The sequence below is a fragment of the Caenimonas sedimenti genome (assembly GCF_007833165.1).
Taxonomy (GTDB): domain Bacteria; phylum Pseudomonadota; class Gammaproteobacteria; order Burkholderiales; family Burkholderiaceae_C; genus Ramlibacter; species Ramlibacter sedimenti.
Genome location: NZ_VOBQ01000010.1, coordinates 64,854 through 86,990, shown reverse-complemented (window position 1 = coordinate 86,990; position 22,137 = coordinate 64,854). Strand labels below are relative to the sequence as shown.

Sequence of the window (22,137 nt, the reverse complement as noted above, 5' to 3'; positions counted from 1 at the left end):
CTGTGCGCGGCGCGGATCAGGGAGGCGGCACGTTGATGACCGTGTTCACCAGGGTCACGGAAGCGCCGAGCGAGAGCAGGCGCCCGTTGATGGTGGTCACACCCAGTGCGCCCGCCGTCGAGACCACGGCGCCCGCTTGCGTGATGACGGTGCCCACCATGGTGCCGCCGCCGCCCGGATTGATCGTCGCGGCCGAGCCCACCTGCCAGAACACGTTCTTGGGCTGCGCTCCGTTGCTCAGGATGATGCTGCGCGGGAAGCCAGGAGCGCCGACCGTGAGCGATGTGGGCATCTGGAACACCCAGACCGCGTTGGGATCTCCTTGCGCGTCCAGTGTCAGGTCGGCGCCGACGATCATGAAGGCCGGGGCCGCGGTGTAGACGCCGGGGGCCAGCGTGAGGCCGCCCAGGTTGCCGGCGCCGGCGTTCGGGCCGGGCGGGCGGGCCGCCAGGTTGTTGTACGCGGCGTTCGCATCGGCGAGCGCCTGCGTGGCCGCCGCGAGGGTGGCGGGTGTGCCCTCCGTCGGGCAGGCCGCGGTCGGGGGCGGCGGTGCCGTGTAGATCAGCCCGTTCACGGTCCCCACGTTCAGCGGCGTCTCCGTGTAGGTGCAGCCCGGGCCCGCGTCGTGGAAGCCCGTGACGGCCGTGGAAACCGCGGTGGTCCCGATGTCGCCGTTGATCACGGTCAGGATGCCTTGGTTGGTGGTTCCGGCCGAGCCGCCGAACGTGCCGAACGTCGAAGCGGTGCCGAGGATCGACGGGTTCGGGACCGGCGCGACGGGGCCCGGGCCGGGCCCGCCGGCGGTGCAGGTGCCCACCACGAAGTTCCAGCTGACATCCGCCGGCATGGTGTTGCCGGGGATGGCCAGGTCCCGCACGCCGCCTGCGCCGCCCCGCATGCGCGCGGTGTAGCTGGATCCCGGTGACAGGAGTCCCTGCGGCGTGAAGGTGGCGATCCGGCCGGTGGCGGTGTCCAGGACCACCGATGAAGCGATCACCCGGGTTCCACCAGGTTCCGTCACGGTGAAGTTGGCCGCGTTGATCGTGGTCGGGTCCATCCGCAGGCCCGAAGGCACATTGAACGTGGCATTGACCGTTCCGTTGGAGCAGAACGCGAAGTTGCTGGAGCTGGCCGAAGGGTTGGTGCTGGCGACCGACAGCGCTGCCGGCGCCAGCGGGGTCGTGGTGGTGAAAGTCCAGATGTAGTTGCTGGCGGCCGGCAGGGCGGCCTGGTTCCCGGCCAGCGCATTGCCGGTCAGGTCCGTGGCGCCGCTCGTGATCACCGCCGTGTACGTCGCGCCGGGTGTCAGCGGCACGGCCGGGGTGAACACCGCGGTGCGGTTGCCGACGACGTAGCTGACGGTGCCGACCGGGGAGATGCAAGGCAGCGCGCAGGTGAGCGTGAAGCTGGCCGAAGAGATGCTCAGGGGCGCCATGTCTTCGGTGAACGCGGCGGTGACCGCCGTGTTGGCGGGCACGCCAGGCGTCGGACCGGGGCTGCTGGTGGCAGGGACCGTCAGCGCGACGCGCGGCCGCGTGATGTCGGGGGTGAGTCCCGTGGTGAATCGCCACACGAACGGGACGGCGAGCGGCAGCCCTGTCGCGGCGCTGCGCGCGCCCGTGACCGTGACCGTGTAGGTGGTCAGGGGCGCGAGCGCGGTACCCGGAGCGAGCGTGAAGGTGCCGATGCGGCGCGTGGCATCGAGGCTGACGGTGCCAGCAGGCGAGGTGCACGGCGCGGCGCAGCTCACCACGAAGCTCGCGGACCCGGTGATCGGCGCCATGGGTTCACTGAAGTCGGCGCTGATGACGGCGTTGTTCACGGCGACACCGGCGGCGCCGTTGACCGGCGCCACCGCGCTCACGGTCGGTGGTCTGGCGGCCCAGTCGAAGCCCAGGATGGGTTCGCTGCCCCCGCCACAGCCTGCGACGGTGGCGGCCCACAAAAGTGCGGCCAGCCACGGCCAGCCGGCACGCGTATTCAAGTATCTGTTCATGGGAATCCTCGTTGACTGAGCCGCAGCATGGGCGCACGCCGCGGCGGCGTCTGTGCGGCATCGCACACAGCCGCGCGGCGCTGCCGAGCCGCTCCCAGCTCATGTGTGGGAGACGGTGGCAACGCGGGTGCCGACGGGTGCGCGCGGTCGAGGAGGAACAACCGGCGCGTGCCGGCCGGGGTTGGCCTAGTGGCCGGCTGGTCCGGGCGGATCAGCTGTCGGTTGGCTGGGCTCCGCCGCCGCCATGTCACCGCCAGCGCGGGGCGTCACGGCCTCCAGCGGCCGCAGCGGCAGGCCGGACCTCGCCACCTCGTGCGACTGCCAGGGGCTGAGCGGGTCCGCCGCGTGGCGGCGCCGGCCCAGCCAGCCAAAGGCGTGGCTGCTCAACCGCCGCGCCCCCGGCCACGGCCATCGTCATCGCCGCGGTGGCCGCCCCGGTCACCCCGGCCGCCGCCGTCACCACCGCGGCCGCGGTCATGGTCGGCGCGTTGCGGATGGTGGCGCTCGACGCGATCGGCGCGGCCGCTGTGGATCGGCATCGCCGGCTGCGGCGGCGCGGCGCGCATCTGCGGCGCCCCGAAAACGGCACCGCCCTGCGGCATCGGCGGCGCCGCGCGCGCCTCGACGGCCCGCACCGAGCGCTCGTCACCGCGCTGGCGCTGCCAGCCTTCGCGCTGTTCGCGCACTGGTTCGCGCTGCTGGCGCTCCTGCCATGGGCGGCCCGCCTGCTCTTGCTGCTGGCGCTGCATGAGCTGCTGGCGCATCTGGTCCCGCGCGGCGCGCTCTGCATCGCCTTGCAGGCGCTGTTGCTCGCGCAGGGCCCGATGTTGCTCGCGCAGCGCGTTGTCGCGGTCGCGGTCGCCATCGCGGCCGGCCCAGGGCTGCTGCGGGCTCACCGGCTGCGCCGCGCGCAACTGCACTTGCGGCTGCTGGGGCTGCTGCGCCTGCTGTGGCCAACCGCCGCGCCGGCCGTCGAAGCGGTCATTGCGGTCGCCGCGGTCGTTGCCGTCATGGCGGTCATCGCGCTGGCGTGCCTGCCCGCGGCCCCCGCCATCGCGGAAGCCCCATTGCCGGCTGGGCATGGCCGGCACGGCGGCAGGCGGCGGGGCCGTGTTCAGGCGCGGCATCGTGTGGGCGTAGCGCTCGCCGCGTTCGCGGCGGTCCGGCCGCACCGGCATGGCACCGAAATGCGCCTGGCCGATGGCGGACGGGTTCACCGGGCGCCAGTGGCTGCGCACCGGCCGGCCATGGCGGAAATCGTCCTCGCGCACCGCCGTCACCGCATGGTGCCGCTGCCGGTGCATGTGGCCGTGGAAGTTGCGGTGGTAGCGATGCAGGTCGATGTGGGCGTTGGCGTAGGTGATGTAGCGCGAGCTGTGGCGATAGCTGGGCCACCACGCTTCGCCGGGACCCAGCGGGTACCAGCCGACGCCGGGGCCGGAGGAGATCGTCAGGCCGCCGCCCGCACCGCCGAAGAATGCCACGAGCGCGGGCGAATAGACGGGGCGCGGCGCGAGGCGGCCGGGCACCCAGGCCCAGCGCGGGCCGATCTGCGCCCAGCGGCCGTAGTGGAACGGCGCGAACCCCCAGGGCGCGTCGTCGATCCAGGTCCAGCCCCAGGGCTGGATGTGTTCCCAGCGGCCATAGCGGTAGGGCGCCCAGTCCTGCACGGTCACCTGCGGGTACCAGACTTCGCCGTACGTCGCGTCCTGCGACCACGTGCCGTGCTGGTCGAGCTGCTGGTAGCCGACCACGCCGCGGGGCACGTGGCGCGCGGCGACCGAAAGGTCTTCCGCGCGCTTGCGCTCCGCGGCCCATTGGCCGAAGGCGTCCTGCTGCACCGCGGCTTGCTGCTGCACGGGCGCGAGGAAGCGGCCGGCAAAAGTGGCCTGCTGGCCCGCGCCGAGGTTGACGGACTGGCCGCCCTCGCCGAACACCACGGCCGTCCCGCTGTGCACGGTCACGCGCGTTTCGCGGCCGCCGGCATCCACGTCGATGCGGAAGTCGCCCGGCTGCTGCGCACGGAACGCCAGGTTGGGCGTGTCGATCTCGAAGTTCTCGCCGGCCGCCAGTTCACGCACGCGGGCGTTGACCGAACCCTGCATCAGGATGAACTGCGCCGCGTTGTCGTCGAGCGTGCTCAAGCCGAGATGGCTTTCGCCGTCGACGTGCACCGTCGCCGAACCCAGGTGCAGCTCGGCGCGGGCCGCCTTGTCGCTCCACAGACGGTCGCCCTGGGTGAGCGGCCGGTTGACCGGCAGGTCGACCCACTCTTCCTCGCCTTCCGGCGCGAAGACCACGCCACCTTGCCGATAGCTCAGGCTGGCGACCCGCCCCGGCGGGTCCGCCTCCTGCTGGGCCTGCGCCAACACCGCGGAGGCCGACCAGAGGAACAGCGCCGCCAGCCATGGCACATGGCGCCGCACCAGCGAAGTGAAATGGGTACTCATGGCATGCAAGTGTGGGACGTGGATGTATCCACAACGTGCCAGACTCGGGCCTCGCCGTAAAGAGGACGTAAATTGCGCAACGCCGCGCCCACCCGCGACCCCGTGTCCCGTGACTTATTCACGGCCCGCGCGGCCGATGCCGAAGTGTGGCAGCTCGCCGCTGAAGAACTCCAGCGCGCCTACCGCTCCGGACAGCTCACGCCACTCACCGCCGCGCACGCCTGCCTGCAGCGGCTGGATGCGGTGAACCCCCGCATCAACGCCGTCGTCGCGCGGCGCGACGAGGCCTTCCTGCGCGAGGCCGCGGCCTCGGCGCGGCGGCACGCGGCCGGCCGCCCGCTGTCCCCGCTGGACGGCGTGCCGTTCACGGCCAAGGACAACCTGCCCACACACGACCTGCCCACGACCTGGGGCACCCCCGCGCTGCATGACTTCCGCCCGGAGCACGACGAGACGGCGGTCGCGCGGCTGCGCGCGGCCGGCGCGCTGCTGCTCGGCAAGACCAACGTGCCGGAGTTCACGCTCGAGGGCACCACCAGCAACGCGCTGTTCGGCACGACGCGCAACCCCTGGGACCTGCGGCTCACGCCGGGCGGCTCCAGCGGCGGCGCGGTGGCCGCGGTGGCAGCGGGCATCGCCCCGCTCGCCCTGGGCACCGACGGCGGCGGCTCCACGCGGCGCCCGGCGGCGCACACGGGTCTGGTCGGCTTCAAGCCATCGATCGGGGTCATCGCCCGCGCGCACGGGCTGCCGCCGCTGCTGCTGGATTTCGAAGTCGTCGGCCTGATCGCGCGAACGGTCGCGGACACGGCGATGCTGCTGAACGTGCTGCGCGCGGCGCCGGGGACGGACGCCCGCGATGCGCGCCGCCTGCGCATCCTGCACGTCGGGCGCATGGGCAGCTTGCCCATCGCCCCGGAGATCGCCGATGCCGTGCACGCCGCCACTCGGCTTCTGGCCGGCGCGGGTCACGTCGTCGAAAGCGGTCCGCTGCCGCTCGACCTCTCCGGCTTCGACCGCGCCTGGCCGCAGGTGGCGCAGCTCGGGCTGGCCCGGTTGTTCGAAGCACGGCCCGCGTGGGGCGCGGGCGCGTCCGCGAAGTACCGCGAGATGGCGGCGCAGGGCGCCGCGCTGCCGGCCGCACGGCCAGCGGAGATCGACTCGCACGTGCAGGCCTTGCGCCGTGAGGCCGCGTTGCTGTTCGAACGCATCGACGTCATCGTCACGCCGGCCACCGCGGCGCTGCCGTGGCCGGTGGAGGACGCGTATCCCGCGCGGATCGGCGGCGAGCCTGCCGGCCCGCGTGACCATGCGGCATTCACCTGGTGGGCCAACGCGGCCGGCCTGCCCGCGATTGCGCTGCCGTGCCGGCCCTCGCGCGCGGGCCTGCCGATCGGCCTGCAACTGGTGGGCGCCGCGGGCAGCGACGACCTGCTGCTGGCGCTGGCCGCACAATTGGAGCAACTGCAACCCTGGAGCGGCCGCTGGCCGGACATCGCATGAACGGAACCGAACAAGTCACCGCCGCTTTGCTGCGGGCCCGGCGCGAGCGGCAACCGGTGTCGGCAGCTTCGCTGGGCGATCTCCTGCCGGACGCGAGGGCGGCCTATGCGGTGCAGTCGGCCGTCGCGGCGCAAGGCCGGCTGGACGCGCATCGCCACTGGAAAAGCGGTGGCCCGACGCTCGCCACCGTGACCCACGCCGCCCTGCCCGCGGCCGGGGTGCGCATCAGCCCCGCCGACCTGCGCGACCTGCACTTCAACTGGCGCGGCATCGAGGCGGAGATCGCGCTGCGGCTCGCGCGCGACATCGGTCACGCGGAGGCCGAGATGCTGGGAGACGACGCCGCGGCGTCACTGATCGATGCCATGGCCGTCTCCATCGAGGTCGTCGATTCGCGCTGGGCCGAAGGGCGGCAGGCGCCGGCGCTGTTCAAGCTCGCCGACCTGCAGTCGCACGGCGCGCTGGTGCTCGGCGCCTGGGTGCCGTATGCGGGGCGCGATTGGGCGCGGCAGACATGCGTGGTCCGCATCGGTGCCGCGCCGGCGCAAAGCTTCCAGGGCTCGCACGCGCTGGTCGACCCCGGCTCGCACCTGGCGTCGTGGTTGCGCCATGCGACGCGCGACGGGACGGTCGTGCCGGCCGGCACGGTCGTGACCACGGGCACCTGGTGCGGCCTGCTGATGGCGCAGCCCGGCGACCTGGTGCACGCCGTGTTCGAGGGGATCGGCGAAGCGTCCGCCCAGTTCTAGCCTGCACTCAGGCGGCCAGCAGCATCGCGCGCAGCTGCCGGGTGCGCGGCCGCAGCGCCAGGCGCTCGATGTGCAGCCCGGCCGCCAGCTTGTCCATGCCGCCACGGCGTGCGGCCTCGTGCAGCGTCAGATCGAGCACGTCACGCTGGGCATGACTGCCGCCGAACCGATGCGCGTTGCTGCGGATCGCGCGCAGCGCCTGCACGCTGCGCGAGAAATCCCCCGCGCCGAAGGCCTGCACCGCGCGCGTCGCCGAATAGCCGACCGCCTGCGTGAAGAAGGCATTGTCGTCATCGCGTTCCATCGCCTGGCGCTGCGCTTCCAGCACGCCCAGCTGGGCGTCCTGGCGGCCGCTGCCGACGAACGCCATCATCATGTGCAGGTCGTTGAAGGCCATCTGGCCCGGCACCCCGGCGGCCTGCCAGCGGTCCGCCACGGCCTCCCAGCGCTCGCCGATGTCGACGCCGCGCAGCTGCAGCCGCCAGAGCATGGCGGAAGCATCGACGAGGTCCAGCATCATGCTGGAGCCGGGTCCGCCGATCGACTCGTCATAGAGCCGCAGCACTTCGTCGTGGCGCCCGAGTTCCAGCTGGAACAGCGCCAGGTGCCACCAGTTGTGCACGGCGAGGAAGCTGCCTTCGGACCAGGTGTCCGTGTTCCGGCCCAGCCACTCGGCGCCCGCCACCGGGTCGTTGCGCATCTCCAGCACGTGCGCCACCGCATGCCAGCCCCAGCCGTCACGCGGCTCCAGCTCGACCGCGAGCCGGCCCTGCTTTTCCGCGTTGCCGTAGTCGCCCGTCTCTTCGAGGCCGAAGGCATGCATGGACAACACGGCGTGGTAGCCCGACAGGCCGCGGCGCCAGGCCGGCAGGGCCCGCGCGATGCGGTCGCGCAGCATGCGCGCGTCGCCCGTGAAGAAGTCCACTTGCTGGCCGGCCTGCAGCGCCAGCAGGTCGAGCGGCCACGCGAGCGACAGGTCCTCGAGCACGCGCCCGGCCTCCACCCAGTGGCCGTGCGCCAGCAGCGTGGCGGCCTGCAGGTGCATCTGCTCGCGCCCGTTGGCCGGGAGTGCCGCGGCGGCGGCGCAGGCGGCGCGTGCAACGGCCACGCCGCCGGGCTCCGTGCCCAGCAGGTGCAGCCAGGCCTGGAGCACGTGCGCCATCGTCATCGTGGGGCTCGCGGTGATGGCTTCTTGCGCCAAGGCCGCCGGGTCGCCGGTGAAGCACTTGAATTGGTCGAGCGCGGCTTGGTAAGCGCGCAGGCTGGCGTCGTTGGCGCCGGACAGGGCGAGGCCCAGGGAATCGTTCATGGGGAAACCTTTCGTCATTGTTGGATGCGATGAAACGGCGCCCTCTTGGTGACGCCGGGGGAGCTACGACCCCGGCCGCCGGATCGGATGCATGCCAACGCACGCGGACCGCGCCGGCGTGACATGCTGCACACTCGACGCCGAACCGTTTCGCGATGCAGTCCGTCCTCTCCTCCCCCCGCTCCCCCTGGCTGATGCTGCTGGTGCTGACCACCGGCTTCGCCCTCAGCCAGGCGTTCCGCACCGTGGCCGCGCTGATGGCGCCACCGCTGCAGCAGGCCTTCGGCCTGTCGCCGCAGCAGCTGGGCCTGTTCGCCGGCGTCTTCCATTTCGCCTTCGGCGCGCTGCAGCTGTTCATGGGCATGGGCATCGACGTGTTCGGCGTGCGCCGCACGGTGCTGGCGGTGTTCCCGCTGGCGATCGTCGGTGCCCTGCTGACCGCCAGCGCGACCAGCTACGGCTGGCTGCTGGTGGGGCAGGCGCTCACCGGCATCGGGTGTGCGCCCGCCTTCCTGGTCTGCACCGTCTTCATCGCGCGGCAGTTCCCGCCCGACCGCTTCGCCTCCGTGTCTGGCGCGACGCTGGGCATCGGCTCCGCCGGCCTGCTGCTGACGGGCACGCCGCTCGCGTGGATCATCGAAGGCTGGTCATGGCGCGCCGGCTTCCTGGCGCTCGCGGCCTGCGCCACCGTGGCGTGGCTGGCCATCTGGCTGCTGGTGCGTGAGCAGGCGCCCGATGCGGTGGCCGAGCGGCCCGGTGTCTGGGCGGCCTTGCGCGGCTACGGCGAGCTGTTCCGGCTGCCGCACACGCTGGGCATCATCGGACTGGCGGTTTTCACCTATGCCTCGTTCCTCTCGCTGCGCGGCCTCTGGCTGGGGCCGCTGCTGATCGACCGCTACGGCTTCAGCCTGGTGCAGACCGGCAACGCAGCGTTGGCTGTGTCGCTGGTGGGCATGCTGGGGCCGCCGCTGTTCGGCCGGCTCGACCCCGGTGACGCGCGGCGGCGCCGCTGGATCATCGGCTTCACGCTGCTCGTGGCGGGCATCTTCGCGCTGATGGCCCTGCGGCTGGGCGCGGCTGTCGAGGTGGGCCTGGCCGTTGCCATCGGCCTGATCAGCGGCTACATGGTGATGCAGTACGCCGACGTGAAAGCCGCCTACCCGGCGCGCATGACCGGGCGCGCGATGGCGGTCTTCACCATGGCGATGTTCCTGGGGGTCGCGCTGATGCAGTGGCTGACGGGCTTGGTCGCGTCCGCGGCGGGCGCGATGAACGTCGAGCCCTATGCGGCGGTGCTGGCGAGCATCGCGGGCTTCCTGGTGCTGGGAGCCGCCGCGTTCCGCTGGCTGCCGGCGCCTGCGAAGCCGCTGGAACGCTAGATCGTCGCGGCCGCCGGTTTGGCGGTCTCGACCGCCCGCCGCACGTCCGCGGGCTGCATGCCGTACATGTCGGCGAATTCCTCGACGCTGCGGCCGCTGGCCTGGAACGCGCGCACCAGCGCCTCGCGCCGCGCCGAGCGCTCGGCAACGGCGGCGAACGCCTCGTCGAGCGCGGCCACCGCCGCCGGGTCGTGTGCGCGGACCTGCGCTTCGTAAGCCGCCCGGTCGAGACCGGCCGCCTCGATGGCAGCCACGAGGCGCTCTTGCAGCCAGGCCGCCGTGCCCGCGTGGCCGCGGGTCTGGCGGCGGCGGTGGATCTCCATGATGGCCTGGTAGACGTGCTCGGGCGCAACGTCTTCCACGGGCGCACCCTGCAGGTCATGCCGCTGGCGGATGTCCGCCACGGCTTCCAGGTAGCGCGTCGACCGGGTGTGCTGCGACAGCGCCAGCTTCAGCTCTTCCGCCGCGAAGTCCGGGTGCAAGCCCGCCAGGTCGTGGTAGATGCCGCGCTTGAGCGGCAGGAAGCGCGCCCCGAACAGCTTGGGATAGTGCTGGAACAGGCGTTCCAGCAGTGGATGCGGGGTGCGTGGTTGCGGCCGCTTGCGGGGCGCGGCAGGCGCCGGCGGGGCGATCACGGAAGAGTTGTCGGTTTCGGTCGCGGTCATGGCTTCAGGGGAATCGTCAGACCGGACTGTACCGGCTGCGGCGCCACGGCAGAATCGGGGCATGAAAATCTCCAAAGACACCGTCGTCACCCTGCGCTACAAGGTGAGCGAACCCACCGGCCGGCTGATCGAGGAAAGCAAGACCCCCATGGTCTACCTGCATGGCGGCTACCAGAACACGCTGCCGAAGATCGAGGAGGCGCTGGAAGGCCAGGAGGCGGGCCACCAGGTCACGCTGAACCTGGCGCCGGAAGACGCCTTCGGCCAGCGTGACGAGTCGCTGGTCCGCGTGATCCCCAAGAGCGAATTCCCGCCCGGCGTGAAGGTCGGCGGCCAGCTCGAAGGCCGCACCGAGGCGGGCGAGCCGCACGTGTTCCACGTCATGAAGATCAAGGGCGCGGAGGTGCACCTGGACGGGAATCACCCGCTGGCGGGCAAGGCGCTGAAGTTCCACCTGACCGTGACCGGGGTCCGCACCGCGAGTGCGGAAGAAGTCCAACACGGCCACGTCCACGGCGAGCACGGCCACCACCATTGAAAGCGCGGCGGTTCGCCCGCATCTGGGAAGCATGTCCACTTCACCCATCCTCGCCGTCAAGCCCCTCGGCTTCCCCTGGGAAACCGCTGACCCGTTCCTGTTCTGTGCCTACCACGACGACGCCTACCCGCGCGGCAACGGCGCGATGGCGCCGGCGGCTTCGCTGGCTGGCCGGGCCATCGGCCAGGACTTCAGCCGCAAGGACGGCTGGAGCATGTACCACGGCGAGACGGTGCCGGGCTTCCCCGCGCACCCGCACCGCGGCTTCGAGACGGTGACGATCGTGCGCAAGGGCCTGATCGACCACAGCGACTCGCTGGGCGCGACCGCGCGCTTCGGGGGCGGCGACGTGCAATGGGTGACGGCCGGCAAGGGCATTGTGCATTCGGAGATGTTCCCGCTGCTGAAGGCCGACGCGGACAACCCGCTGGAGCTGTTCCAGATCTGGCTGAACCTGCCCGCGAAGAACAAGATGGCGGAGCCGAACTTCACCATGCTGTGGTCGGAGCAGATCCCGCGCCGGGTCGAGGCAGACGGCGGCGGCCGCAAGACGGAAGTGGCGGTCGTCGCTGGCAGCTACCGGGAACTCGGCGCACTGGCGCCACCGCCCGACTCCTGGGCGGCGCAGCCGGAGGCCGACGTGGCCATCTGGACGCTGCGGCAGGAAGCTGGCGCGCGCTGGACCCTGCCGGCCGCGGCTGGCGGAGGGACGACGCGCACCCTGTACTTTTTCAAGGGCGCCCAGGCGACGGTCGGCGGCCAGGAAGTGCAGGGCCCCGTGCTGATCCAGCTGCGGGCCGACGTGGCGGTGGAGATCGCCGCCGGCGACAGCGTGTGCGAGTTCCTGCTGCTGCAGGGCAAGCCGATCGCCGAGCCGGTGGCGCAGTACGGCCCCTTCGTGATGAACACGCAGGCCGAGATCATGCAGGCGATGCAGGATTACCGGCGTACGCAATTCGGCGGCTGGCCGTTCGGCGACAGCGCGCCGGTGCACGGCGCCGACCCGAAGCGCTTCGCGAAGCACCCCGACGGGCGGCACGAGCTGCCCCAGCCGTAACGGCCCCACGTGTCGGACTCGTCCGAGGCAGGCCTGCCTGCCCTCGGACAGACGGCGGCCGCGAAGCGGCGCATGCTGGGGGCGTCGCCCTTGGGGAGTGCCCCTGATGAAACGCTTCGCTCTTTGTGCGCTGGCCAGCGCATTCGCCCTGCCGCTGCCGGCCGCGGACTCGAACCCCATGTTCCGCAAGATGGACGCCAACCAGGACGGGCGCGTCAGCGCGCGCGAGCATGCGCGCGGGGCGGGTGCCATGTTCAGGGCCATGGATGCCGACCGCAACGGCCGCGTCACGGCCGCCGAGATGACGGCCGCGCAGGCCAAGGTCGGCAACCAGCGGGCCGACGGCATGGATTCCGCCGGGAAGATCCGCGCCGTGGACCGCAACGGCGACGGCGTGCTCACCCCGCGCGAACATGCGGCCGGCTCACGCGCCATGTTCACGCGCATGGACCGCGACGGGAACGGCGCGCTGGACGAGCGGGAGTTTGCGGCTGGCCACGCGGTGCTCGCGGCGCGCAGCCCGATGGGGCTGCGCTAGCGCCTCCTAGCGCCCGTCAATGTAGACGCGCCGGACGGGGTCGTCCGGCTTCTCCCCGCCGATCAGGAAATAGCCTTCATCGCTCTTCACGACGTGGTGGCACCAGTTTTCCGGCTCGCGGGCCAGCCAGTCCATCGAAAAGCAGTAGCGCCCTGCGTCATCGATGCGCCAGCGACCCGTCTCGATCAGGGGCAGGCCCTGGCGGGTGAAGGCGCCGGCCTCGACGATTCCGTCCTTGCGCTGCCGCCAGCGCTGGCGGCCGCCGGCAGGGAGCGCCAGCTCGATGGTCACTTCCGTCAACAGCACCTGCATGAGTGCCGGTGACAGCTTGAGCGGCAGCGACAGATCGCCGTACTGGGCGTCGGTGTCCGAGATGGCGCGGCGCGGGCGCGGCGGCGGCGGAGCAGGCGTGGGTGCGGGCGGCAGGGCCACCGGGGCTGAAGCGGGAGCCGGCGCCGCCTCCACGGGTGCGGTTGCCGGAGCAGGCGCCACTTCCACCGGCGCAGCGGCCGGAACAGGCGCCACTTCCACCGCGGCCGGGGCCACTTCCACCTCGGCCGGCGCTGGGGCGGGCACGGGTGCCGCCTCCTGCGGCCAAGCTCCCGTGTGGACGCCGAGCATCAGGGCAACGGCCAGCCGCGCATGGCGGGTGCGTGCCTGCTTGCCACCGGATTCGATCCCCATCCCGCGACTCTACGACAGACCACGGACGGTTCAAAAGGGCGAAGTCAACCGCCTGATCACCTTGCACGGGTTGCCCACGGCCAGGACGTCGTCCGGCACGTCACGCGTGACGACGCTGCCCGCGCCGATCACGGCGCGGTCGCCGATGCGCACGCCGGGCAGGATGATCGCGCCGCCGCCGATCCAGGCGTCGCAGCCGATCTCGACCGGCTTGCCGTACTCCTGCGTCCGGCGCAGCACGGCATCCATGGGATGCAGGGGCGTGTAGATCTGCACGGCGGGGCCGACCAGCGTGCGCGCGCCGATCCGGATGCGGCACACGTCGAGCAGGACGCAGTTGAAGTTGAAGAAAACGTTCTCGCCGAGTTCGATCTGGCTGCCGTAGTCGCAGAAGAAGGGCGGTGTGATCGTGGCGCTGTCACCGCCCGAGCCCAGCAATCGCATCAGCACCGCGCGTTGCTCGGCTTCGCTGCATCCGGGCGCATTGATCCGTGCACAAAGGGCGCGTGCCGCAGCCCTGGCCGCGACCAGCTCCGCGTCCAAGGCGTTGTAGAGCTCGCCGTCGAGCATCTTCTGCCGTTCGCTCTTCATGCTGTCATGTTGACAGCATTCCACTATGCTGGGCGCACAGCAGGAGCAGCGCATGCACAGTTTCGACACCACCGCCCGCGGCGTCTACCTCATCACCGTCACGCCCTTCACGGATGCCGGCGCGCTGGACCTGGCCAGCACCGACCGCATGGTGGATTTCTGCCTCGAGCGCGGGGTCACCGGCCTCACCATCCTCGGCATCCTGGGCGAGGCGACGAAACTGACCGCGGAGGAAGCCAAGGCGTACACGCGGCAAGTCGTGCGACGCGTGGGCGGCCGGGTGCCGGTGATCGTGGGCGTCTCCTCGCCCGGCTTCGCCGCCATGGGCGAACTCACGCGGGCCGTGATGGACCTGGGCGCCGCCGGCGTGATGGTGGCGCCGCCCGGCAGCGTGCGCACCGACGACCAGATCGCCGGCTACTTCGACATGGTCAACGAGACGCTGGGCGCGGTGCCCTGGTGCCTGCAGGACCACCCCGTGTCGACCGGCGTGCAGATGGCGCCCGGCGTGATCCTGCGCATCCTGAAGAATGCGCCGCACTGCGTGATGCTCAAGCATGAGGATTGGCCCGGGCTGGCCAAGCTCTCGGCCATTCGAGCCGCCAGCGACAAGGGTGACGTTCGCCGCGTCTCCGTCCTCACCGGCAACGGCGGCGGCCTGTTCCTGCCCGAGGAACTGTCGCGCGGCGCCGATGGCGCCATGACCGGCTTCGCCTGGCCGGAGATGATGGTCGATGTGGTGGCGGCGCACGGTCGCGGCGACGTCGAACGCGCCCACGACCTGTTCGATGCCTACCTGCCGCTGGCGCGCTACGAGCAGCAGGCCGGCATCGGGCTGGCGGTACGCAAGCACTTGTTGCAGCAGCGCGGCGCCATCGCCTCGTCGTTCGTGCGCAAGCCCGGACCGAAGCTGTCCGCGCAGGACCTGGCGGACATCGACCGGCTGGTGCGCCGGCAGCAACAGCGGTTGCAGCAGCTCGGCTGAACCGGCGGGTCGCGGCTGCTCGGCCGTTCGTCCGGTCCAAAAGCCGCATCGCGGGCCTTGACTGAGCCCGCGTGCGCCCTCATCTCCCTTCGCATCCATCATTTCTTGGAGGTCACACATGCACCGCTCCTGGATGCTGGCGGCGATTGCCGCCTCCCTGTCGATGGCCGGCTGCGGCAAGAAGGATGAGCCCGCGCCCGCCCCCACGCCGGCCACGAGCGCGACAGCGCCGGCGCCGACTGCCGCTGCGCCGGCGCCCGCGCCCGCCGGCGCCGAAGTCGTCCGGATCGGCCACGTCGCGCCGATGTCGGGGCCGCAGGCGCACTACGGCAAGGACAACGAGAACGGCGTGCGCATGGCCATCGAAGAGCTCAACACGCAGAACATCAGCATCGGCGGCAAGCCGGTGCGCTTCGAGATCCAGGCCGAGGACGATGCGGCCGATCCGAAGCAGGGCACCGCCGCGGCCCAGAAGCTCTGCGATGCGAAGGTCGCCGGCGTGGTGGGCCACCTCAACTCGGGCACCACCATCCCTGCCGCCAAGGTCTACAACGACTGCGGCATCCCCCACATCACCGGCGCGGCCACCAACCCGGAGCTGACCAAGCCGGGCTACAAGACGACCTACCGCCTGATCGCCAACGACAACGCGCTCGGCGCCGCGCTCGCGCTGCATGCGGCGGACCAGCTGAAGCTGAAGAAGGTCGCGGTGATCGACGACCGCACCGCCTACGGCCAGGGCGTGGCGGACATCTTCTCCAAGACCGCGGAAGGCAAGGGCGTGCAGGTGGTCGACCGCCAGTTCACCAACGACAAGGCCACCGACTTCATGGCCATCCTCACCGCGATCAAGGCCAAGAAGCCCGACGCCATCTTCTACGGCGGCATGGACGCGCAGGGTGGCCCGATGCTGCGGCAGCTCGAGCAGCTGGGCCTGACGGACGTGAAGTTCTTCGGCGGGGACGGCATCTGCACCGCCGAGATCGCCAAGCTGGCGGCCGGCGCCAAAACGCTGAACAACGTGGTCTGCGCCGAAGGCGGCGCTTCCATCGCCAAGATGCCCGGCGGCGCCGCCTGGAAGCAGAGGTACGACCAGAAGTTCCCGGGGCAGTTCCAGATCTACAGCCCCTACACCTACGACGCCACCTTCGTGCTGGTGGACGCGATGAAGCGGGCCAACTCGACCGACCCGAAAGCCTACCTGCCCAAGCTGGCCGAGACCGATTACCAGGGCGTCACCGCGCGCATCCAGTTCGAACCCGGCGGTGAGCTGAAGAACGCGGCCACCACCTTGTACACCTACAAGGACGGCAAGAAGCAAGCGATCGAGTGACGGCGGGGCTGCCACTTTTCAAACAGGAGATTCGACCATGGACTTGCGACTCAGCCTGCTGGACTCCTTCCAGGCGACCGGTTCGGACGGCGCCAGCTACAAGGTGCGTGCCTACGACCGGCTGGCACCCGACCCCTCGCTTGGCGGCGAGCATTGGGAATCGACCGGAGAGATCGAGTACCGCCTCGACGACGGGCGGCGCCTGGAAGTCGAGCGCGGGGGCAAGGCGCGGATCGTCGGCGGCAACGTGGAGCTGACGCTGCCGCGAGCCGCGGCGGTGTAGACCTGCTTTCCAGACTTTCAGGATCGCGGCAAAGCTGGCTGACGCGGGCCCGGCTTCCCGCCGCTGCGCGCGGCTTGCGCAGGGTGATCTCCAAGTGGGCATGGAGGCACAAGAACGGCCGTCTTTGGGTTTGAGGCAATATGCGCCGAATGCGACGAGCCTGCTGGCACGCGCCCCCGGCCTTGCACCCGGTACCCGGTTCCTGCATCCTCTCAGCCTCGGCCGTTCGGCCATGACCCCACATCCTCGGAGACTTGCGCATGATCGAGACCCGCCCGCTGTTCGAAATCCGGCTGCAGGTGCCGCAGATCGTCGACCTCGGCGACACGCCGCTGGGCCGGCGGCGCATCGCGACCGTCACCGGCGGCGAATTCGAGGGAGAGCGGCTGCGGGGCAGCGTGGCCGGCACGCCTGCCGGCGACTGGCTGCTCCAGCGCAACGACGGCGTCACCGTGCTGGACGTACGCCTGCTGCTGCGCACCGATGACGGGGAACACATCTACATGTCGTACCGTGGTGTCCGGCACGGGCCGGCGGAAGTCATGGCGCGGCTGGCCGCGGGGGAACTCGTGGACCCGAAGGACTACTACTTCCGCATCGTCCCGATCTTCGAGACGGCGGCGAAGAAGTACGAATGGCTGAACAAGATGGTGGCCGTCGGCACCGGCCGGCGCGAGCCGACGGGTCCGATCTACACCATCGAAGAAGTCCTGTAGCGCCGGAGCACAGAAGCAAATGCAGTTCCACCTGGATGGCTTCCGGCCCGGCGACCCGCACCTCGCCGACGCGTCGCCGCACGCGCTGCCGCACGCGGAGGCCGTGCCCGCCCAGGTCGATGTGCTGATCGTCGGCTGCGGCCCGGCCGGCCTGACACTGGCGGCGCAGCTCGCCTCTTTCCCCGACATCCGCACCTGCATCGTTGAACAGAAGGAAGGCCCGCTCCAGCTGGGCCAGGCCGACGGCATCGCCTGCCGCACGATGGAGATGTTCGAGGCCTTCAACTTCAGCGAGAAAGTGCTGAAGGAGGCCTGCTGGATCAACGAAGTGACGTTCTGGAAGCCCGACGCCCAGGCGCCGGGCCGCATCGTGCGGCATGGCCGCGTGCAGGACACCGAAGATGGCCTCTCGGAGTTCCCGCACGTGGTGCTGAACCAGGCGCGGGTGCACGACTTCTACCTGGAGGCCATGCGCAACAGCCCCAGCCGCCTGGAGCCGCACTATGCGCGGCGGCTGGTGGACGTGCAAGTGGACGGCGCCGCCGCCGACGCCCCGGTGACCGTGCGGCTGGAGCGCACCGATGCCGCCCACGCCGGCCAGCAGGAAACCGTGCAAGCCCGCTATGTGGTCGGCTGCGACGGCGCCCGCAGCGCCGTGCGCAAGGCGATCGGCAGGCAGCTGGTGGGCGACTCCGCCAACCACGCCTGGGGCGTGATGGACCTGCTGATGGTCACCGACTTCCCGGACATCCGCTACAAGGTGGCTGTGCAATCCGCCGCCGGCAACCTGCTGGTGATCCCGCGTGAAGGCGGCTACCTGGTGCGCCTCTACGTGGAGATGGACAAGCTCGCGGACGAGGAGCGCGTGGCCAGCCGCGGCATCACGGTGGACCACCTCATCGCGCGGGCGCGCAGCATCCTGCACCCGTACACGCTGGACGTGAAGGAGGTGCCGTGGTGGTCGGTGTACGAGATCGGCCAGCGCATCTGCGACCAGTACGACGATGTCCCTGCCAGTCCACGCGTCTTCATCGCCGGCGATGCCTGCCACACGCACAGCCCCAAGGCCGGGCAGGGCATGAACTTCTCCATGCAGGACACCTTCAACCTGGGCTGGAAGCTCGCCGCCGTGCTGCGCCGGCAATGTGCGCCCGCGTTGCTGCGCACCTACTCGGAGGAGCGCCAGCCGGCGGCGCAGGAGCTGATCGACTTCGACCGCGAGTGGGCGAAGATGTTCAGCGACCGCGCGGCCGGAGGACAAGGCGGCGATGCGCAGGGCGTGGATCCGAAGGAATTCCAGAAGTATTTCGAGCGGCATGCGCGCTTCACCGCCGGTGTCGGAACGCACTACCGGCCGTCGATCATTTGCGGTGAAGCGAAGCACCAGCACCTGGCCACCGGCTTGGTGATCGGCACCCGCTTCCACTCCGCGCCGGTGGTGCGGGTCACCGATGCGCGGCCGTTCCATCTGGGACATGCGGGGCGGGCGGACGGACGATGGCGGCTGTATGCGTTCGCCGGGAAGAACGATGGGATCCCCGCGCTCTGCGATTTCCTGCAGGACTCGCCGGATTCGCCGGTGCGCAGGCACACGCCTGCAGGCCAGGACATCGATGCGGTGTTCGACGTGCGCGCCGTCTACCAGCAGAACCATCGCGACCTGGCCATCGAATCACTGCCGGCCCTGTTGTTGCCGCTGAAAGGCCGGCACGGCCTGCGCGATTACGAGAAGGTGTTCTGCGCCGATCCCAAGGCGGACATCTTCGAACTGCGGGGCATCGATCGTGCGGCGGGTGCGTTGGTCATCGTGCGTCCCGACCAGTACGTCGCGCATGTGCTGCCGCTGGACGCGCACCAGGCCCTGGCGGATTTCTTTGCCGGCTTCATGTTGGCGGGCTAGCCGGCCCACCAGGAGAACGACGATGCAACTGCGCGAAAAGTTCGGCCGGCCGCTGCGCCTGGCCGTCATCGGTGGCGGGCCCGACTCCTGGATCGGCCGCATGCACCGCGGGGCGGCGGAAATGGACGGCTGGTTCCGCGTCACGGCGGGTGTGTTGTCGAGCGACCCGGGGCGCTCGCGCGCGGCCGGCGTGGCGATGGGCCTGGATCCGCAGCGCTGCTACGGCACCGTGCCTGAGTTGCTGGCCGGGGAGCGCCTCCGCCAGGACGGCGTGGACGCGGTGGCGATCATGACGCCCAACGACACGCACTACGCGTATGCGGCGGCCGCATTGGACGCCGGGCTCGACGTCGTCGGCGACAAGCCGGTGGCCCATGACTTCGCGCAGGCGCAAGACCTGGTGCGGCGCACGCGCGCGCAGCAAAGGCTGTTCGCCATCGCCCATGGCTATTCGGCGTATCCGATGATTCGGCACGCGCGGCAACTGGTGCGCGACGGCGCCATCGGGCCCGTGCGGCTGGTCCAGGTGGAGTACATCCAGTCGGGGTTGGCCACGCGGGTCGAGGACGGTCCGCTCACGAGCCGGCTGCGCTGGATCTTCGACCCCGCGCGCAGCGGGCTGGCGCTGGTCATGAGCGCGATCGGCTGCCACACGCAGCACCTGGCGTGCTTTGCGGCCGGCGCAAACGTCACGCGTGTCATGGCGGATGTCGGCACGCTGCGGCCAGGACGCCAGGTGATCGACCATGTCTCCGCGCTGCTCGAATTCGAGGGCGGCGCGCGCGGCACCTTCACCGTGACCCAGGCGGCGGCCGGCGGCGAGAACGACATCCGCCTGCGCGTGTACGGCGAGGCCGGCATGATGGACTGGTCGCATCGCGAAGCGAGTTACCTGAAGCTGGCGATGCAAGGCGAGCCGGTCCGCACGATCGGCCGCGGCGACCCCGACCTGCCGACCGGAATCCTCGCGCTGGGCCGCACGCCCCGCGGTCATCCGGAAGGGCTGCGGGAAGCTTTCGCCAACATCTACGCCGAGATGGCCCAGGAGCGCATGGCGCGCCAACTGGGCGAGCCGGTGCCGGACTTTCCTTATCCGCGCATCGAGGACGGCGCGCACACGATGGCGTTCATCGAGGCCTGCCTGGCGTCGCAGGCGTGCGGTGGGTGGGTCGATGTCGAACGTTGAGGCCAGCGGGCAAGCAGGCAATCGGGACGCTTGTTGAACGTCACTTTGCTCAAGCTCCGAAAGAGTATGCCGCGACTCCGTGAGCCACCGGGCGCCCTTTCGCAAACGCGGCCGCGAGCGTATCGTCCTGCGCTGAAGGAGAGTCCATGACCCGCCACATCATTCACACGCCAAACGCGGCCAGGCCGCCGCCCACGTACAGCCAGGCCGTGAAAGCGGCCGGGCTCGTCTTCGTCTCGGGCACGGCGCCGGCGGACCCGGAGACGGGCGCCATCCGGGGCGTCACCATCCAGGAGCAGACCAGGCAATGCCTGACCAACATCCAGGCCATCCTCGAATCCGCGGGGAGCTCGCTCGACAAGATCGTCAGCGTGACCATCGTCCTCGCGGACGAAGACGATTTTGCCGGCATGAACGAGGAATGGCTCCGGTGGTTCCCTGCCGACCCACCCGCGCGCCAGGGAGCCAAATTGCCTGCACGCATCCCCGGTTTGAAAGTCTCCATTGCTGCGATCGCCGAAGCCTAGGAGCCTGGGCGGCACTGGGCCGCGCCCGAAAGCCACCCCGCCCCGGCGCCATCAGCTGCCGACAAGGTTGCCTCGTTGACGCGTGAGGCATGACACGGAACCCGATGCCGATCCGGCTCTTGCTCGCCCTCACCCTCACCGTCGGCGCGGCCCCCGCGCTGAGGGCGCAGCCCGCCGTCGTCCCCTTGTCGACGCCGGTCGAAACGCTGGCGCGCGACGCACTGGGTTCGCAGCCCGGCGTGGCCGCCGCGGCCGCGTGGCGGGAGGGGCGCGCGTCTTATGCCGTCGCCGCCAGCGGCACGGTGACCGGGCCGCCCGTGGCGACCGGCCCACAAGCCACGCTGTTCGAGATCGGTTCCATCAGCAAGGTGTTCACCGGGCTGTTGCTGGCGCAGGCGGTCGAGGCCGGTGAGCTGTCACTGGACGACACCGTCGGCCGCGTGCTGCAAGGCAAGGTCGATTTCTCGCAGGAAGGCACCGCGCAGATCACGCTGCGCCAGCTCGTGACGCACACCTCTTGCCTGCCGCGCCTGCCCCCTGACTTCCGGCAGCAGGGCTATGTGCGCCAGGACCCCTACCGCGCCTATGACCGCGCCCGCCTCTGGAAGATGCTGGGCCAGCTGAAGCTGGCGGACCGTGCGCCTTGCGACGCGTCGTACAGCAACCTCGGGTTCGCGGTGCTCGGCGAGGCCCTTTCGGAACGCTACGGCAAGCCCTGGGCGGAGCTGGTGCGCGAGCGGATCACCGCGCCCCTGGGCATGCGCAACACGCTTCAGTCGCTGGGCCCGCACGCGCACCGGCTCGCCCAGGGCTTCGACGGCGAATTCGTGGCGTTGCCCTGGGACATGCTGGCTTTCGCCGGCGCCGGCGCGCTGCGCTCGACGGCGGAGGACCTGCTGATCTTCGGCCGTGCGATCCTCGCGGGCCGCGACGGCCCCCTGGGCGCCGCAGGGGCGCGGCTGGTGACGCCGCTCGCCCGCTTCGACGGACAGGTCGCTTACGGGCTCTTCGTCAACGGCCCGCCCTCCCGGCTGACCTATGGGCACACCGGCGGCACCGGCGCGTTCCGCTCGGTGCTGACGATCGCGCCGGACACCCAGGAGGTGGTGGTGCTCATGGCCAGCAACGCGCAATCGGCCGTGTGGCGGATCGCGAACGACATGCTGGTGGGGCGCTATCCGGTGGACAACGCCAGCTTCGATTTGCCCGCCGAGCGGATCACCGATTACCAGGGCGTGTTCCGCGAGACGCGCCACAACGCGTTCACGCTGGTCGCGCAGGACGGGCGGCTCTATCTGCGCAGCACGGGAGCCCCGTACGTGGCCCTGACCCCGTCGGGGCCCGACAGCTTCAACTACGGGACGCGCGCGAAGGCGATCTTCGAACGCAAGGATGGCCGGGTGGCTTCGCTGCGCTGGCAGGTGCGGGGCGACGACCGCGTGGCGAGCCGCAGCGACGAGGCGCTCCCCGCCGCCGCGCTGCTGCCACAGCAGGCCCTGGACGCCTACGTGGGCCGCTATCGCGCGCCACGCTTCGACTTCCACGTGCGGGCCAGTGGCGGCCAGCTCTCGGTGCAGCTCACCGACCAGGACCGGATGCTCGTCTATCCGGTCGCGGGCAGGCCCGATCGTTTCGCCTGGGATCTCATCCGGGCCGAGATCCAGTTCGAGCGTTGGCCGAACGGCGCAGTGCGCGGCCTGGTGCTGCACCAGAACGGCATGACCCGCGCGGAACGGCTGGACTGAGAC

At 70.9% G+C, this 22,137-nt stretch carries 20 protein-coding genes; 14 read left to right on the top strand and 6 right to left on the bottom strand.

The features are described 5' to 3' along the window. Positions 1 to 16: 16 nt before the first annotated feature. Both FN976_RS13100 and FN976_RS13095 read right to left on the bottom strand, forming a co-directional pair. Positions 17 to 1,996, bottom strand: coding sequence for an ice-binding family protein (locus FN976_RS13100; RefSeq protein ID WP_145893480.1), 1,980 nt, complete (start codon positions 1,994 to 1,996; stop codon positions 17 to 19). 383 nt (positions 1,997 to 2,379) lie between these two features. After that, positions 2,380 to 4,446 (bottom strand): DUF6600 domain-containing protein, encoded by a 2,067-nt coding sequence (locus FN976_RS13095; RefSeq protein ID WP_145893479.1) that lies wholly within the window; start codon positions 4,444 to 4,446, stop codon positions 2,380 to 2,382. 102 nt (positions 4,447 to 4,548) lie between these two features. Here FN976_RS13095 and FN976_RS13090 point away from each other — a divergent pair, with 102 nt between their 5' ends. After that, on the top strand, positions 4,549 to 5,949 hold the full coding sequence (locus FN976_RS13090; RefSeq protein WP_186510875.1) for an amidase: 1,401 nt from the start codon (positions 4,549 to 4,551) through the stop codon (positions 5,947 to 5,949). Then, positions 5,946 to 6,698 carry a fumarylacetoacetate hydrolase family protein gene (locus FN976_RS13085; protein ID WP_145893478.1) on the top strand — a complete coding sequence of 251 codons (753 nt, stop codon included), beginning with the start codon at positions 5,946 to 5,948 and terminating at the stop codon, positions 6,696 to 6,698. Before FN976_RS13090 ends, FN976_RS13085 begins: the two co-directional genes overlap by 4 nt. A gap of 7 nt (positions 6,699 to 6,705) precedes the next feature. Here the strand turns inward: FN976_RS13085 and FN976_RS13080 are convergent, their stop codons facing one another. Next, positions 6,706 to 8,007 (bottom strand): tetratricopeptide repeat protein, encoded by a 1,302-nt coding sequence (locus tag FN976_RS13080; protein ID WP_145893477.1) that lies wholly within the window; start codon positions 8,005 to 8,007, stop codon positions 6,706 to 6,708. A gap of 155 nt (positions 8,008 to 8,162) precedes the next feature. On the opposite strand from FN976_RS13080, the gene FN976_RS13075 reads away from it, so the two are divergent. Continuing rightward, entirely contained in the window at positions 8,163 to 9,386 is a 1,224-nt protein-coding gene (locus FN976_RS13075) for an MFS transporter (protein ID WP_145893476.1), read from the top strand. Here FN976_RS13075 and FN976_RS13070 read toward each other — a convergent pair. Next, positions 9,383 to 10,051 carry a ProQ/FINO family protein gene (locus FN976_RS13070; RefSeq protein ID WP_145893475.1) on the bottom strand — a complete coding sequence of 223 codons (669 nt, stop codon included), beginning with the start codon at positions 10,049 to 10,051 and terminating at the stop codon, positions 9,383 to 9,385. The two genes, FN976_RS13075 and FN976_RS13070, sit on opposite strands and share 4 nt — an antisense overlap. 61 nt (positions 10,052 to 10,112) lie before the next feature. Here FN976_RS13070 and FN976_RS13065 point away from each other — a divergent pair, with 61 nt between their 5' ends. The 3 genes from FN976_RS13065 to FN976_RS13055 all read left to right on the top strand — a co-directional run bounded on the left by FN976_RS13065 (position 10,113) and on the right by FN976_RS13055 (position 12,184). Then, positions 10,113 to 10,589: an FKBP-type peptidyl-prolyl cis-trans isomerase gene (locus FN976_RS13065; protein WP_145893474.1), complete on the top strand. Its 477-nt coding sequence runs from the start codon at positions 10,113 to 10,115 to the stop codon at positions 10,587 to 10,589. A 31-nt stretch (positions 10,590 to 10,620) separates the two neighbouring features. Continuing rightward, a complete protein-coding gene (locus tag FN976_RS13060) occupies positions 10,621 to 11,646 on the top strand; it encodes a pirin family protein (RefSeq protein ID WP_186510874.1) in 1,026 nt (341 codons plus the stop codon). Between the two features lie 106 nt (positions 11,647 to 11,752). Then, the gene (locus FN976_RS13055) at positions 11,753 to 12,184 is read left to right on the top strand and encodes a CREC-EF hand family protein (RefSeq protein ID WP_145893473.1); all 432 of its coding nucleotides are present in this window, start codon (positions 11,753 to 11,755) and stop codon (positions 12,182 to 12,184) included. A gap of 6 nt (positions 12,185 to 12,190) precedes the next feature. Here the strand turns inward: FN976_RS13055 and FN976_RS28875 are convergent, their stop codons facing one another. After that, on the bottom strand, positions 12,191 to 12,868 hold the full coding sequence (locus FN976_RS28875) for a hypothetical protein (protein ID WP_186510873.1): 678 nt from the start codon (positions 12,866 to 12,868) through the stop codon (positions 12,191 to 12,193). 30 nt (positions 12,869 to 12,898) lie between these two features. Then, positions 12,899 to 13,459, bottom strand: coding sequence for a sugar O-acetyltransferase (locus FN976_RS13050; RefSeq protein WP_145893472.1), 561 nt, complete (start codon positions 13,457 to 13,459; stop codon positions 12,899 to 12,901). 52 nt (positions 13,460 to 13,511) lie between these two features. Here FN976_RS13050 and FN976_RS13045 point away from each other — a divergent pair, with 52 nt between their 5' ends. From FN976_RS13045 to FN976_RS13010, 8 genes are all read left to right on the top strand, one after another. Further along, the gene (locus FN976_RS13045; protein ID WP_145893471.1) at positions 13,512 to 14,444 is read left to right on the top strand and encodes a dihydrodipicolinate synthase family protein; all 933 of its coding nucleotides are present in this window, start codon (positions 13,512 to 13,514) and stop codon (positions 14,442 to 14,444) included. Between the two features lie 163 nt (positions 14,445 to 14,607). After that, positions 14,608 to 15,777 (top strand): branched-chain amino acid ABC transporter substrate-binding protein, encoded by a 1,170-nt coding sequence (locus tag FN976_RS13040; RefSeq protein WP_145893526.1) that lies wholly within the window; start codon positions 14,608 to 14,610, stop codon positions 15,775 to 15,777. Between the two features lie 37 nt (positions 15,778 to 15,814). Then, entirely contained in the window at positions 15,815 to 16,060 is a 246-nt protein-coding gene (locus FN976_RS13035; protein WP_145893470.1) for a hypothetical protein, read from the top strand. A 260-nt stretch (positions 16,061 to 16,320) separates the two neighbouring features. Further along, the gene (locus FN976_RS13030) at positions 16,321 to 16,776 is read left to right on the top strand and encodes a DUF3237 domain-containing protein (RefSeq protein WP_186510871.1); all 456 of its coding nucleotides are present in this window, start codon (positions 16,321 to 16,323) and stop codon (positions 16,774 to 16,776) included. A 19-nt stretch (positions 16,777 to 16,795) separates the two neighbouring features. Then, positions 16,796 to 18,676 (top strand): FAD-binding monooxygenase, encoded by a 1,881-nt coding sequence (locus FN976_RS13025; RefSeq protein WP_145893468.1) that lies wholly within the window; start codon positions 16,796 to 16,798, stop codon positions 18,674 to 18,676. Positions 18,677 to 18,698: 22 nt separating this feature from the next. Then, a complete protein-coding gene (locus FN976_RS13020) occupies positions 18,699 to 19,862 on the top strand; it encodes a Gfo/Idh/MocA family protein (RefSeq protein WP_186510870.1) in 1,164 nt (387 codons plus the stop codon). A 146-nt stretch (positions 19,863 to 20,008) separates the two neighbouring features. Then, positions 20,009 to 20,389 (top strand): RidA family protein, encoded by a 381-nt coding sequence (locus FN976_RS13015; protein WP_145893466.1) that lies wholly within the window; start codon positions 20,009 to 20,011, stop codon positions 20,387 to 20,389. 89 nt (positions 20,390 to 20,478) lie between these two features. Continuing rightward, positions 20,479 to 22,134, top strand: a complete 1,656-nt coding sequence (locus tag FN976_RS13010; RefSeq protein ID WP_145893465.1) for a serine hydrolase — start codon at positions 20,479 to 20,481, stop codon at positions 22,132 to 22,134. Positions 22,135 to 22,137 lie beyond the last annotated feature (3 nt).